The organism is Ruminococcus sp. RTP21204st1_B2_RTP21204_210225, assembly GCF_040914135.1.
Classification (GTDB): Bacteria; Bacillota; Clostridia; order Oscillospirales; family Ruminococcaceae; genus Hominimerdicola; species Hominimerdicola aceti.
Genome location: NZ_JBCPGA010000025.1, coordinates 1 through 14,058 on the forward strand (window position 1 = coordinate 1; position 14,058 = coordinate 14,058).

Sequence of the window (14,058 nt, forward strand, 5' to 3'; positions counted from 1 at the left end):
CCTATGCGTCCCCTCAAATGGTTTTCGCCTATCGAATTTCTTAATAATAGTGTCCAATATGATTGACAAACCTACATATTTGAATATATAATACACATACCTTACATTATTATTTTAAGTGCAAATTAACAAAAAAATGACTGCCTGCTCCCTAAAGGGAACAAGCAGTCGGAGGTTTATTATAGATCAACTAATAATCAAATATTAGTCACTCTGCAAATTGCTTTGTCAGCAAAGATTATTTGCCGTAGTAAGCCTTGAGGTACATTTCCTTCAGCTCGCTCATCAGTGGGTATCTTGGGTTAGCACCTGTGCACTGGTCATCAAATGCGTCCTCAACCATGTTGTCGAGAGTGTCAAGGAAGTGCTTCTCGTCTACGCCGTAATCAGCGATAGTCTTCTTGATACCAACTCTTTCCTTGAGTGCCTCGATAGCGTCGATGAACTTGTTAAGTGTATCCTCATCGTTCTTACCAACGATACCAAGAGAATGTGCACACTCGCAGTATCTCTCAAGAGTATGTGGATACTGATACTGTGAGAAAGTACCCATCTTTCTAGGTGTTGGGTCAGCGTTGTATCTCATTACCATTGTGATAAGGAGAGCGTTAGCAACGCCGTGTGGCAGGTGATGATAAGCACCGAGCTTATGAGCCATTGAGTGGCAAACACCGAGGAATGCGTTAGCGAATGCCATACCAGCCATTGTAGATGCTGTAGCCATTTCCTCACGAGCCTTAACGTCTGTCTGACCATTGTCATATGCACCTGGCAGATACTTGAAGATAAGCTTCATAGCTCTCAGTGCAAGACCGTCAGTGTAATCTGTAGCCATTACAGATGCATAAGCCTCAAGAGCGTGTGTCAGAGCGTCGATACCTGATGCAGAAGTCAGACCTCTTGGAGCAGACATCATCATATCTGTATCAACGATAGCCATGTTAGGCATGAGCTGGTAGTCAGCCAGAGGATACTTAGTACCTGTCTTTTCATCAGTGATAACTGCGAAAGGTGTTACCTCAGAACCTGTACCAGAAGATGTTGGGATAGCAATGAAGTATGCCTTCTCACCCATCTTAGGGAATGTGTAAACTCTCTTACGGATATCGATATATCTCATAGCCATATCGAAGAAGTCAGCGTCTGGATGCTCGTAAAGAACCCACATGATCTTACCAGCGTCCATTGCAGAACCACCGCCGATAGCGATAATTGTGTCAGGCTCGAAAGCTCTCAACTGAGCAACACCCTCAAGTGCACAAGCAAGTGTTGGGTCTGGAGCAACATCGAAGAATGTTTCGTGGAGAATACCCATTTCATCGAGTTTATCTGTGATAGCCTTTGTATAACCATTCTTATAAAGGAACTGGTCTGTTACGATGAATGCCTTTTTCTTGCCCATAACAGTCTTCAACTCGTCAAGAGCAACAGGGAGACAACCCTTCTTGAAGTATACCTTTTCAGGTGCTCTGAACCAAAGCATATTCTCTCTCCTCTCAACGACTGTCTTAATGTTCAGCAGGTGCTTAACGCCAACGTTCTCAGAAACTGAGTTGCCGCCCCATGAACCGCAGCCGAGTGTGAGGGAAGGAGCAAAGTCAAAGTTGTAGAGGTCACCGATACCACCGAGTGAAGAAGGTGTGTTTACGATAAGACGGCAAGTCTTCATTCTTGCAGCGAACTTATTGAGCTTTTCTCTCTCGTTTATGTTATCTACCCAAAGAACTGAAGTATGACCAAGACCGCCGTTGTTTACGAGAAGTGCCTCTGCGATGTCAAGAGCGTCGTCAAAGTTCTTTGACTTGTACATACCAAGGATAGTTGTGAGCTTTTCGTGACCGAAAGCCTCTTCAGGAGCTGTGCTTGTAGCCTCGCCGATGAGTACCTTTGTATCCTCTGGAACTTCAAAGCCAGCCATCTTAGCGATAGTTACAGGACGCTGACCAACGATCTTAGCATTAAGAGCACCGTTGATGAGCATTGTCTTTCTGATCTTATCGGCTTCTTCATCGTTAAGGAAGTAGCAACCTCTCTTGATGAATTCCTTCTTAACATCGTTGTAAACTGTCTTATCAGCGATAACTGTCTGCTCTGTAGCACAGATCATACCGTTATCAAATGTCTTAGAATGAATGATAGAGTTTACAGCGTTTACGATATCAGCAGAAGAATCAATAATAGCTGATGCATTACCGGCACCAACACCGAGAGCTGGTGTACCAGATGAATAAGCAGCCTTTACCATTCCAGGACCGCCTGTAGCGAGGATTGTGTCAGACTCTCTCATTATCATATTTGTGAGTTCAAGAGAAGGAACGTCGATCCAACCGATGATACCCTTTGGAGCACCTGCTGCAACAGCTGCATCATAAACGATCTTAGCAGCAGCGATAGTTGACTTCTTTGCTCTTGGGTGTGGTGAGATTATGATACCATTTCTTGTCTTAAGACAGATAAGTGTCTTGAATATAGCAGTAGAAGTTGGGTTTGTTGTTGGGATAACAGCAGCGATAAGACCGATAGGCTCGTAAATTCTCATTGTGCCGTAAGCCTTATTTTCCTCAAAAACACCACAAGTTTGAACATTCTTGTACTTATTGTAGATGTGCTCAGCAGCATAGTTGTTCTTGATAACCTTGTCTTCAACGATACCCATGCCTGTTTCCTCAACAGCCATCTTTGCAAGTGGGATTCTTGCCTTGTTAGCAGCGATAGCAGCAGCCTTGAAAATCTTATCTACCTGCTCCTGTGTGTAGGTAGCGAAGATAGCCTGTGCAGCTCTTACTTCAGCGATCTTAGCAGTCAGAGCTTCCTCTGTATCGACGATGCCGACTGTTTTAGCTTCACTCTTTGCCATAAAATAAACCTCCAATAAATTAATTATTGTTTTTACTCTTGATAACTCCCGTAGGGGTTTTATCTTAACTATATTATATACGATTGTTATTTTTTTGTCAATCTTATAAAGTTACAGCTTTTTTGATATTTTACGTCGTTTTATTATGCAATATACATAAATATTGAACATTGTTTTATGATAGATTAACAATTCATGACCGTCAAATTGCACAATAGAAATCAGATTGATAAAAATTTATCATATATGCCGCCTAATAAAAGATTAATAAATATAAGATAAAAACTAAACAAAAATAAAACAGTTGTGAAAATAACGAAAAAATGCTTGACATTTAGAAAATCTGTAGTATAATATAGACATAACAGAGATACATAGAAAGCACGGAGATGTAAAGGTAATTTTACACAATAAGGCTGTTGAAAAATCGATGTATACTCTGAAACTCGACTTAATACCATATTTTAAAATAAAAGGAGATATGACTTATGAAACTTGATAACTTTGTAGCATCCAGCGACATCTATGATGTTTATGAATCTGATGGAATGGCAGTCAGGATCTATAAGAAGCCTGAATACAAGGAAAAGTGTCTGTATGCGGCTCTTACACACGCAAGAGTTGAAACAACACTTGGCAATTCCTTTATAAAGATGCCTGTTCTTCACGAGGTTTCCGTTATCGACGGCAAATGGGCTATAACAATGGACTTTATAAAAGGTAAGACTCTTCAGCAGCTTATGGACGAAAATCCAGACAAGAAAGACACGTATCTTAACCAGTTTATCGACATTCAGTGCGAGATACACGCTCAGTATATGCCACTTCTTTCAAAGCTGAAAGATAAGATTGCAAGACAGATCAAGACTCTTGGTCAGATCGACGAGATAAAGAAGTATGAGCTTCTCACAAGACTTGATTCAATGCCAAAGCACATCAAGCTTTGCCATGGTAACTTTGAGCCAAAGAACGTTATCATCAATGACGAAGGTACTTATGTTATCAATTGGGGTTCTGCTAGACAAGGCAATGCTTCTGCTGACGTTGCAAGAACATACCTGCTGTTCTGCCTTAACAATCCTGATCTTGCTGAGGCTTATCTTGATAAGTATTGCGTAAAGAGCGGAACATCTAAGCAGTATGTACAGGCTTGGTTGCCGATCGTTGCAGCAGCACAGCTCATTAAGGGCAAACCAGAGGAGAAGGATCTGCTCATGAAGTGGATCGACGTTGTAGATTACGATTAGTCTTTTCGTCAGCTTGTAACAAATTTGTAACCTCTTATTGTGCAAATAGCTAAAAAATGATTTATCCCGATTATGAGTTTCGTCATAATCGGGATATTTTGTTACAATTCTTTATAATCCCTTTACAGAGTAATTTTCATGTGATATAATGTGAAACTGTTGAAATATGACATAATGATTTAGGACTACAGAGGTTATTCGGAGGATCAATATGAAAAAGCTAATGATAGCTGTTGCTATAGTTTGCACTATGTTTGCTTTCCCGGCTTGTGGAAAAAATGCTGATAATAAAACAGAAAATAATGTTAATCTTACAAATAATGACGTAACGACAGCTCAGACAGAGGTTACTGATGAAGTGCCAGACGAAACTACTTCACTCCCTGACAGAAGCACTCTTGAAAAGATACCAGATGAGGCTGTTGATTCGTTTAATCAGGTCGTAGATGTCTGCAAGGAGATATATCCTTTGGCTGAAAAAACAAAAAGGCTTTATGGTTATACAGGCACTAAGACTGTGAACAAAAAGAATTGTTACATTTTTGTTATATATGATAAAAATGACGATGTGTTGACAAAGGTGGCAACTGTCGCTGCCGAGGTCGCATCAGATAAGCTTTACGTTCTTGATGATGAAACAGGAAGTGCTGAAAAAATCAATACCGAGGATGTTAAAACTCAATCTACAGAGTCATGGGCAGATCAAGTAACTGAGTCTTTTGCTGAATACTATCAGAGCAAAGAGGTTAATGACCATCTTGCTGCAGTTGTTGAAACAGCCGCGGTTAAAACAGTTCGCTAATACTTTATATAAAAAAATCACACCAGAGAATTTTCTGGTGTGAATTTTTTTTATTCGATCTCTTCGCTGTTGTCAGTGTCAGTGCTTGTGATGATATTTGTTGCATATGTAAGTGTAAGCAGGCTGTCACCTAAATGGACATTTTCCACAACTATGTTTTCATAGTCGATGCTAAGATCATAATGTGAAAAATTCCAGAACGCTTTCAGACCAAGATTTACAAGCTGGTCTGCAATAGCCTGAGTGTTTGCCTTCGGTATACAAAGCACAGCTACAACAGGGGAGTTTGCTTCGCAAAAGCTTTCTATATCATTAGTGTGACGAATCGGTATGTTTCCTACCACTTCACCAGTGAGCTTAGGGTTTATATCAAATATGCCAATGAGATTGCAACCCCTTGTTTCAAAGTTAATATGTGTGGCGATAGCTTTACCAAGGTTTCCTGCACCGATAAGTATGGTCTTGAAATGTTTGTCTACTCCGAGTATCTTGCCTATTTCCATTCTAAGCTCGTCAACGTGATAGCCATATCCCTGCTGACCGAATCCGCCAAAGCAGTTAAGGTCTTGTCTTATTTGTGAAGCCGTGAGCTTCATTCTCTCAGAAAGCTCCCTTGAAGATATTCTTTCAAGTCCTTCTTTTTGAAGCTCACCTAAAAATCTATAATAACGTGGCAGTCGTTTTATTACTGATGCGGATATCGAACCGTCTTTAGACATATATTTACACTTTCCTTTACTAAAAAACATGATTGATAAATAAATAACAATATCACATAATATAATAGCACTAATCTTTTCTTTTGTCAAGGACTTGTAAACTCTGGCTATTTCAACTTCCGTGTTGATGTTAACAAACATTTCACAATCAACAAGGTTTTACTTCTACAAAACATCCCCCTTGAATTTATACATAAATAATGTTATACTTGATACATTATAAAGTATATAGGATGTGATGAAATGCTTGGCGTGTGTATGGCATTGATCGATGATGAAAAAGATAAAAAGGCTTTTGAAAAGCTGTATAATAAATACAAAAATAAAGTTCATGCAATATCCTTGAATATATTAAAAAATGAACAACTTGCTGAGGAATCAACTTCTGACACTTTTTTATCGTTGGCTAAATGTTTTCAAAAAATTAAACATTTAGAATATCACAAATTGGATTATTACATTGTCATAACTAGTAGGAACATGGCAAAGAATATATCTAAAAAGGAAAAAGAAAATTTAATGACGGTTTCCTACGATGATGATTCTTATTTTGTAAATGAAAATATGTCATGTTACGAATTTGAATTTTTGAAAGGTTGCATAAAGAAACTGAAAGTTGACGATCAAGAGATTCTTTATTTAAAGTTTTCGTGTGGACTTGAATATTCTGAAATCTCAAAAACGCTTGGCATTACATCTGCCACAGCAAGAAAACGTCTGCAGTATGCCAAAAACAGATTGAAGATATTACTTGAAAAGGGTGATTTATAACATGAATAATTTTTCATATTTTTCAAAAGCTCTCGATGAAGTCGTAAATGCCAGATTGGATGATTATGTTGAAACTCTTGAAGTAGACAAACGATATGAATTTTCGGAAAAGTACAATAAAAAAATAAACAAACTTATAAAACACAGAGAAAAGCCCTATTTTACTCTGATATGCACGACCGGCAGACGTGTTGCTTGTTGTGTTGCAGCATTGTTGATCCTATCATTTTCTTCGCTTAGCGTAAAAGCTGTGAGAGAGGCAGTTTGTGATTTCTTTATGAATATTTTTTCAGACCATACGGAGATTATAGCAGACAGTGAAATTGAGAATTCATATCCGCATTCGATTGACGAGGAATATCATATATCTTCACTTCCAAATGGATTTAAACAAGTCGACTATGATAAAATGGAAAATTCAATTATAATAACATACTTCAAGGATGATGATTATATCTTTTTTGAACAATACACAAAAGATGCATATCTTAGTAATTATGATAATGAACAGTCAACATTTGAATCATATACAGATGAAAACGGACAAGAATATCTAGTTCATAATACAGATCATGATCATACATTTATATGGGACAATGGTAAATATATTTTTGAAATATGCAGCAACTTAGACAAACGGTCTGTGTTGGAATTGTGTGAATCCACAAAAATAAAGTAAATTAATAAAAGCATATCACAAACAAACAATTTTCATTGTCATAGTAGGTGTAGGAGAAAATAAATCTCTTGCACCTATTTTTTGTGAAAGGAGGAACTTACATATATGAAAAAAGTGATATCGACAATTATATCGGTTGTTATTATGCTATGCCTATCACTTACAGCTTTTGCCGAACCCGAACTGCAAACGCCTTCTGACGATGACATTTCTGTTTGTTATTTATACACAGATAAAATATCAGGTACATTGTCAATCTCCAACAAGGCTGCAACTTGTAAATCCACTGTACGTGGTATTTCAGGTACAACTACTAAAATCGTTATAACTCAAACACTTCAGAAGAAAAATGGATCTTCATGGAATAAATACAGTAGTTGGACAAAAACATTCAACAGTTGGTATGCGATTTATTCAAATTCCAAAGAGTCTTTAAGCAGCGGTACTTATCGTGTAAAGACAGTTGCTAAGGTCTATAATGGCTCTGCCTATGAGACCATAACTATTTACAGCAAAACAGCGTCATGCTAAAATAATAGGCTGTGCACAGAAAGGACAGGTGATTCCAATGCAGTAATAATATTTATATAATCCAAAATCAAAAACAAAACATTGACATTCAAATATTTGGATGTTATAATAAAGAAGGACGTTTAATATGAAAAAGATCGTTAAGAGGATCGTAGCTATGGGTACTGCTGTTATGATGATGAGTTCTATGGCTATTGGGGCTAGTGCGTATGAAGCCATAAAATACGGCAGAGCAGTTGGTGGTTCTGGCTCAAATGCTTATATTTCATGTTTTGTAACAGGAATAAGAACAAATTCAACTGTAGCTGGTCAAGCTTGGACTAGGACATCAAGTAACAATAACAATGTTTACAATCCAAATTGTAAATACAGCGGTTATGTTTATGCAAGTGCCTCTGTTGGTGGTACTGGTTGTGGATCATCTCATTCTGACACAGGTAAAATTGAGCATTCGTTTGGGTTAAAAGGTTGTACATCTTCAAAGTTAGTAAAAACTGTACATATTTATAATGATAAGGTACATGGCAATTACAGCACAACGCTTTCCGTTGATAGTCAATAATAGAACTTGAGTGTGAATTATGAAAACTAAAATTATTATCGCAACAGCCGCAGTTATAATTGCCGCAGTTGCAGTTACACTTTTCATTTCTCTTGGCACAAAATCCGATAAGGCGGTTTCTTCTGAAAAGGGTCAACAAGAACTTTCTGCTTCTCCCACAAACCTTTTGTGTCCTGAAGCTTCTTCTACTGCATTTGCAAACAATTTTGTGTATTACAAAACCTATGACGGCATTGCAGAATATGATATCGAATCCGACAGCCTTGCAATGATAAAGGTCAAGCTTCAAGAGTATTCAAACTTGTCCTGCTATACCATATATGACGGCGTTATATACGCTGTAAGGTCAGTGTATAATTCTGCTACGCAAAAAGAAGATTACAGCATTGTCACAGTGGATTACAACAGCGGTGAAGTCACGGAAGTGTATTCTGCACCAAAGGACAGCATATTAGGCTGTATGTCTATGGACAAAGACGGAGATATCTATTTTGTTGAGGGCAAATACAAAAAGAGCGAGACCGACGAGAACGGATTCAGCACAGGCTATTCGCTATATAAATACGCTCTCAAAAACTCTGACAAAAGCGAGATAACAAAAGCCAATACCTATTACATAAGCGACGGCAAGCTTTATTTTACAAGGCTTTGCCCAAAGACGGATACAGTCCGCCTATTTATAGCTCCACTTTCAGACCCTCAGAACGTCAAGGATACAGGCATTGATGTTGGCTCTCAGATAAGCGAAAATACGCCGTATATGTATTATCCGGCCGACGGAGATGTGTATTACTCTAATGGCGAAAACAAGCTGTATAGGTATAACGAGGATAATGAAAAAAGTGACACAGTTTGCACTTTTAAAGACAAATCTTTTGTAAGATATTTTCAGTATTTCAATAACACTATGATAGTGCTTGTTCGTGAGCCAAATGATAATGGCAAAATGTATCAGTATGTGCTTTATTATCTTGATAACGATAATAAACCGCAGAAGATAATTGATGATGCTAAGCTCAATGAAAAGTATTTTTACGGCTATGAGTATATCGACTATATGACGATATTCAATAACTGTGAGGATTATTTCCTTCTTTCGACCTATGATCCCGACGCTGATACAGCCGCTTATCTTGTGGATAAAGATTTTAAACTGCACAAGTTTATTTCAAACGGCGAATGGGATTATGATACATATGCAGAGATACAGTCAGAAATGTAAGAGCTTGATGTTTGAGGTGTGACGATTTGAAACTTCTCAGATTTATGATAAGAAAAGATATGGCGAAGTCAGCTTTGATAAGCTTATTGCTGGCTTTGCTTTCCTGCGCCTTTTTGATATCTGTACTCAGACCTTCTTATGCTTATGGCGAAAAATACATGACCTATCTTAAAGGCGGCTCGGAAACTGTAAGCCAAGACGCTCAAAAGCTTGCTGATGAGCAAAACGCTCTTAACAACGAGATAAACGACTATCAGAATAACCACAACACAGGCGGTGTAAAGCAGGTTGAATTGCCTGTGGAACTTGAGGAAAAGATAATAGATTTCTCTCAGAAAAATTCACAAGCAGGCGCAGGACTTGACAGTATGTTTTCTCTTATTGAGGGAGAGCTATATTCCCAGCAAAATGCTTTGAAGCTCATTTCCGAGCGTGTGCGAGGTTACAGCCGAAATGCAAGACGTGGCGTTACGGATGAGTATTCTTTGAAGCTTTCCGACAAGCTCATCAGCGATTACAACGCCGTGATAACAGACCTAAAAAAGTCGGACGATATCATTGACACCAGAGCCGCTGACGGCTTTGAAAACTATATGTCATTGGAAATTTTGATACCGTTCGGCGTTTATTTGCTTCTTTTCAGCATTTTTTCATCAGAGATACAAAGCGGCAGGATAAAAAGCTTTGGAATAACCAAAACGGGCGTGAGGAAATTCTCACTTTTCAAGCTTTGTACCGGCTTTGTTGCTGTAATAATTCTTGTTTTGATAATTTACACTGTGGATATTATAACTCTTTTTATTTACGATACAAACGGCTTTAAACTTGATATGCCATTGCAATATCTGAGCGGTTTTGAACTAAGTTCGGCGAATATGAGCTTTGGCGGATATCTAGTTGCAGTATTTGCCGCAAAACTTGTTTATGCGCTTTTCGCCGCAAGCATTGTGATGTTTCTTTCAATGCTTAGCAGAAAGACCATACTTGCAGGAGCGGTCTGCCTTGTGCCAATATTTGTACCATTATATCTGAAAACCACAAGCTTTTCCAACCCTGCCGTTGACATTTTAACAGGCAATTACACCAATATGCTCAATGACACAGGTTATATGAATTTCTGGGGAATACCTGCACGAGAATACGTTGTTTATTTTGCTATCATATTCATCATGACCGCATTTTTTGTCGCAGGGACATATCTCCTTGCTGAAAGGCAGGTGGGATAATGAAAAGTATGTATAGTTATCAGACTTCACGGCTCATAAAGAAATTCTGGCTGCTTTTTGTCATAGTGATAATTTTTTCAGCTTCCGCAAAATTCACAGTGTATCGGAGCTTTGTTTCTTCAAATAATCTTACCTATATGAACAAAGAAACGGCGGAGATATACAATGAACTTATAGAAAATTCCGCAGACAAGACACTCGATCAATGTGATGAATACATAACGGACTATGAGCTGAGGAGTTACGCAGGCGGTTATAACGGTAACATCACAGCCGCCGTGAACAAGTATAAGACCGAGCTTCGCAGTTGTTTCATGGTCGAAAGCATCAGAAGCTATGCACGCACAGGCAGGGGTCTTACAGACGCTAATATACCTACCGACCTTGTGAAAAACAGCCGACTTTACGCTGCCTTTCCAACTCCACAGGTGATAAATGACGAGCCGTTTTTGAAGTTTCTTGAATTGCAGGCGGTAGATATTATGCCGATATTTGTGCTGTTGCTTGTGGGTGTTTTTGTTGCGGACAGTTACGAAAAACGAATGGATCAGCAGATAAGGATATCTAAAAATTCGTCAGCGTTTTTTAAGTCACGGGAGATAATTTTATCAGTGGCGATATTTATAATGTTCACGCTAAGCTTTTTCGCCGATCTTATTTTAAGCGGAACTTTACAGCAGAGCGAATACAGCACCGCACCATTGCAAAGCGTATGGAAATTTGACCTTGCGCCTTTAATGCTAACTGTTAGAGGCACAATAATATGGCTATATGTCACAAGGCTTATGTCGCTTTTTATAACCTACGGCATTTTCGTGCTTGTGGCAAAGCAAGTGCGCTCTGTGAAAAAATATGTTATGCTGACCTCTGGGCTGATAGCGGTCATGTCCGCCGCCGCACATTATGTGGGAGCACTTTCGCTTTATATGTTTGCGGCTGTCACAAGCGTAAATGGGCAGCTTAACAACCTTGACTATATGAGGGCTTTTGATTGTTCGGAAGCGGTAGCTGTATTCATATATCTTGCAGCGATTTTGAGCGGACTGACTGCATGGAGATACAGCGGATATTATGAAAAAAGCTTTGACCGATAAGGAGTGGTGATGATATGAGCGTTTTAAGAGTAGAAAACTTATCCAAAAGATACGGCAAAAAGCAGGTGCTCAAGGGCATAACCTGCGAATTTCATACGGGCATAAACGCTTTGCTTGGACCAAACGGCGCAGGCAAGACCACCATAATGAACTGCATATCGGGCGTGATAAAAAAGTCGGGCGGCAGCGTGACCCTTGACGGGCAGGACGTTTTTGAAATGGGCGAGAAATATCGTGAAAAGCTGAGCTTTCAGTTTCAGTATCAGCCATTTTATCCAAGCTACACCGCCCATGAATTTCTCAGATTTTCGGCTCTGTTAAAAGGAATGCCTGAGCCGCTTATTGAGGACGAGATAAGACGTGTGCTGGGGCTTGTGAATCTGTCTGAAAATCTTGATGACAAGATAAAGTCATTTTCTGGCGGAATGAAACAGCGCCTTGCCATTGCACAGACTATCCTTAACTCCCCCGAGATACTGATTTTTGACGAGCCTTCTGCTGGTCTTGACCCATTCGAACGTGAGCAATTCAAGAGGATAATGGTGCGACTTAAAAAGGACAGCATTATAATAATTTCCACCCATATCGTTTCTGATATTGACACCATAACGGACGACCTGATCATACTTAACAAAGGCTCTGTTATCGCTAATGACAGCCCAGAGGCGCTTTTTGAGCATATAAGGGGTATGGTGTGGGATATTCCCAAAGAGGATATTGGTTTGCTGCCTATCGAGAACATTTATTATGAGGATACAAAGTCGAAGACTATCTCAAAGACAAAGCCCACCCCTAACGCTGTTATGAGCGAGCCGACTATGAATGATCTTTATTTCTGCGGACAGCTTGACGGGGGAGTGTTTGAGTGAGGAGATAATTCAGATAATGATGTCTACTCTGAACGATAGTTGCCTCTTATCTTCAGTAATTAGGCTTTGTCCTCTACGAAAAAATTGTAATGAAAGGATAGAATGTGCTTATAAACCACAACCAAAATATGCTTTGTCTTGATGAATTTGATATACTTGAACTGCGTGAAAATGCAGATGAGTGTGATTATCTTTTTGTTGTTTCGCCTAAAATTGAAACAAAGATATGCACAAAATGCGGGAGCTGCAATGTTGTCAATTACGGTCGATATACTAAACTTGTCAGGGATATCAACATAAATGAACATTATACAGCTCTTAAGATAAGAGGTCACAAACATTTGTGTAAAGACTGTGGAAGTATTTTTGTTGACAGATTCAATACACTTGATCTTTGCTCAAAAATGACTAACAGACTAAGGTGCAAGATCCATCAATTATCATTAACAAAACTATTTAAGCATATTGCAAGAGAATATAAGTTATCTGTTACTACGATAGAGAAAATAGCTTTGGCATATATTCGAGAGAAAGATTCTCAGCATATTATGTATTCACCTGAAGTATTAGGTATAGATGAAGCACATTTGAATGGCTCGATTAGGTGTGTTTTGACGGACATAAACGAGCACTTGCTTTTTGAAATGCTTCCAAAGAGAGACAAACAAACTTTAATAAATTATCTCGACTCATTGCCTGACAGTAACAATATTAAAGTAGTTACAATGGATATGTATAGACCCTATCGTGAGGCGGTGTATGAATGCTTACCGGATGCGGCAATAGTTATCGACAGATTTCATGTAGTCAAGTTAATTAATGACGTACTAAGCGACTATAGAAAAACACTTTGCAAACAGCTATCTGCTGCTGAAAAGAAAGAGATAAATTCAGTACAGAAAGTCTTAAATGCCAACAGAAAAGACTTAACTGCAAACCAAAACAAAAAACTTGGATACATCTATTCAAAGTATCCGGAACTAAAAATGGCATATAATCTTAAAGAAGAATTCAGAGAGATCTACGAATGTACTAACAGGAGAGCGGCTGTTCTAAAGTATACAAAATGGTCCAGAAAGGTCAAACAGAACTTTAGTCCTTACATTTCAATAACTGAAACGGTAAATCGATGGAGCCTGGAAATATTTAATTATTTTGATCACCCGTACACAAATGGCGTTACTGAAGCTATAAATGGATGTATAAAAGCAATCGCACGAGATGGGAAAGGTTATTCGTTTGAAATTCTAAGAGGAAAGGTTCTGTATGGTCAAGCCTATAAAACCAATGCCATTTTTTCTTATAATAAATTTTCTCCGACAGTACACTATGCAACTGGTCCTTCGAACCGCTCGTCATTAAATATGATTCAAAATCTTATGGATTCGTACAAACAGATATCAGGAGCCGATATTGATAGGTTAAAATTAGGACTATTCTAAATAGGATAAGCTGCCACAGATTTTTTCTGTAGCAGCT

At 38.6% G+C, this 14,058-nt stretch carries 13 protein-coding genes; 11 read left to right on the plus strand and 2 right to left on the minus strand.

Annotated elements, in window-relative coordinates; translation table 11 throughout:
- Positions 1-238: 238 nt before the first annotated feature.
- On the minus strand, positions 239-2,857 hold the full coding sequence (gene adhE / locus AB5123_RS09360) for a bifunctional acetaldehyde-CoA/alcohol dehydrogenase (RefSeq protein ID WP_117856427.1): 2,619 nt from the start codon (positions 2,855-2,857) through the stop codon (positions 239-241).
- A 488-nt stretch (positions 2,858-3,345) separates the two neighbouring features.
- Here adhE and AB5123_RS09365 point away from each other — a divergent pair, with 488 nt between their 5' ends.
- Positions 3,346-4,104: a phosphotransferase family protein gene (locus tag AB5123_RS09365; protein ID WP_368364732.1), complete on the plus strand. Its 759-nt coding sequence runs from the start codon at positions 3,346-3,348 to the stop codon at positions 4,102-4,104.
- A 211-nt stretch (positions 4,105-4,315) separates the two neighbouring features.
- Positions 4,316-4,906, plus strand: a complete 591-nt coding sequence (locus AB5123_RS09370) for a hypothetical protein (RefSeq protein WP_022288441.1) — start codon at positions 4,316-4,318, stop codon at positions 4,904-4,906.
- Between the two features lie 50 nt (positions 4,907-4,956).
- Here the strand turns inward: AB5123_RS09370 and AB5123_RS09375 are convergent, their stop codons facing one another.
- Complete coding sequence (locus AB5123_RS09375; RefSeq protein ID WP_038671796.1) at positions 4,957-5,625, minus strand: redox-sensing transcriptional repressor Rex; 669 nt, start codon at positions 5,623-5,625, stop codon at positions 4,957-4,959.
- 258 nt (positions 5,626-5,883) lie between these two features.
- Between AB5123_RS09375 and AB5123_RS09380 the strand changes: the two genes are divergently transcribed.
- From AB5123_RS09380 to AB5123_RS09420, 9 genes are all read left to right on the plus strand, one after another.
- Complete coding sequence (locus AB5123_RS09380) at positions 5,884-6,396, plus strand: RNA polymerase sigma factor (RefSeq protein WP_117865872.1); 513 nt, start codon at positions 5,884-5,886, stop codon at positions 6,394-6,396.
- 1 nt (position 6,397) lies between these two features.
- Positions 6,398-7,075, plus strand: a complete 678-nt coding sequence (locus tag AB5123_RS09385) for a DUF4367 domain-containing protein (RefSeq protein ID WP_278946446.1) — start codon at positions 6,398-6,400, stop codon at positions 7,073-7,075.
- Positions 7,076-7,219: 144 nt separating this feature from the next.
- On the plus strand, positions 7,220-7,606 hold the full coding sequence (locus AB5123_RS09390; RefSeq protein ID WP_278946447.1) for a hypothetical protein: 387 nt from the start codon (positions 7,220-7,222) through the stop codon (positions 7,604-7,606).
- Between the two features lie 127 nt (positions 7,607-7,733).
- Positions 7,734-8,168 carry a hypothetical protein gene (locus tag AB5123_RS09395; RefSeq protein ID WP_287210208.1) on the plus strand — a complete coding sequence of 145 codons (435 nt, stop codon included), beginning with the start codon at positions 7,734-7,736 and terminating at the stop codon, positions 8,166-8,168.
- 19 nt (positions 8,169-8,187) lie between these two features.
- Positions 8,188-9,390: a hypothetical protein gene (locus AB5123_RS09400; protein ID WP_117859673.1), complete on the plus strand. Its 1,203-nt coding sequence runs from the start codon at positions 8,188-8,190 to the stop codon at positions 9,388-9,390.
- Positions 9,391-9,416: 26 nt separating this feature from the next.
- A complete protein-coding gene (locus tag AB5123_RS09405) occupies positions 9,417-10,616 on the plus strand; it encodes a hypothetical protein (protein WP_368364733.1) in 1,200 nt (399 codons plus the stop codon).
- The gene (locus tag AB5123_RS09410; RefSeq protein ID WP_337812554.1) at positions 10,616-11,710 is read left to right on the plus strand and encodes a hypothetical protein; all 1,095 of its coding nucleotides are present in this window, start codon (positions 10,616-10,618) and stop codon (positions 11,708-11,710) included. Before AB5123_RS09405 ends, AB5123_RS09410 begins: the two co-directional genes overlap by 1 nt.
- 14 nt (positions 11,711-11,724) lie before the next feature.
- On the plus strand, positions 11,725-12,579 hold the full coding sequence (locus AB5123_RS09415; RefSeq protein ID WP_256322204.1) for an ATP-binding cassette domain-containing protein: 855 nt from the start codon (positions 11,725-11,727) through the stop codon (positions 12,577-12,579).
- A gap of 104 nt (positions 12,580-12,683) precedes the next feature.
- Positions 12,684-14,021, plus strand: coding sequence for an ISL3 family transposase (locus tag AB5123_RS09420; protein WP_256322205.1), 1,338 nt, complete (start codon positions 12,684-12,686; stop codon positions 14,019-14,021).
- Positions 14,022-14,058: the final 37 nt, after the last annotated feature.

Bases quoted from the DNA above. Each gene is read 5' to 3' on its own strand.
- AB5123_RS09410 (WP_337812554.1), top strand. From the start codon at position 10,616: ATGAAAAGTATGTATAGTTATCAGACTTCACGGCTCATAAAGAAATTC.
- adhE (WP_117856427.1), bottom strand. From the start codon at position 2,857: ATGGCAAAGAGTGAAGCTAAAACAGTCGGCATCGTCGATACAGAGGAA.
- AB5123_RS09365 (WP_368364732.1), top strand. From the start codon at position 3,346: ATGAAACTTGATAACTTTGTAGCATCCAGCGACATCTATGATGTTTAT.
- AB5123_RS09380 (WP_117865872.1), top strand. From the start codon at position 5,884: ATGGCATTGATCGATGATGAAAAAGATAAAAAGGCTTTTGAAAAGCTG.
- AB5123_RS09395 (WP_287210208.1), top strand. From the start codon at position 7,734: ATGAAAAAGATCGTTAAGAGGATCGTAGCTATGGGTACTGCTGTTATG.
- AB5123_RS09385 (WP_278946446.1), top strand. From the start codon at position 6,398: ATGAATAATTTTTCATATTTTTCAAAAGCTCTCGATGAAGTCGTAAAT.
- AB5123_RS09390 (WP_278946447.1), top strand. From the start codon at position 7,220: ATGCTATGCCTATCACTTACAGCTTTTGCCGAACCCGAACTGCAAACG.
- AB5123_RS09370 (WP_022288441.1), top strand. From the start codon at position 4,316: ATGAAAAAGCTAATGATAGCTGTTGCTATAGTTTGCACTATGTTTGCT.
- AB5123_RS09415 (WP_256322204.1), top strand. From the start codon at position 11,725: ATGAGCGTTTTAAGAGTAGAAAACTTATCCAAAAGATACGGCAAAAAG.
- AB5123_RS09400 (WP_117859673.1), top strand. From the start codon at position 8,188: ATGAAAACTAAAATTATTATCGCAACAGCCGCAGTTATAATTGCCGCA.
- AB5123_RS09375 (WP_038671796.1), bottom strand. From the start codon at position 5,625: ATGTCTAAAGACGGTTCGATATCCGCATCAGTAATAAAACGACTGCCA.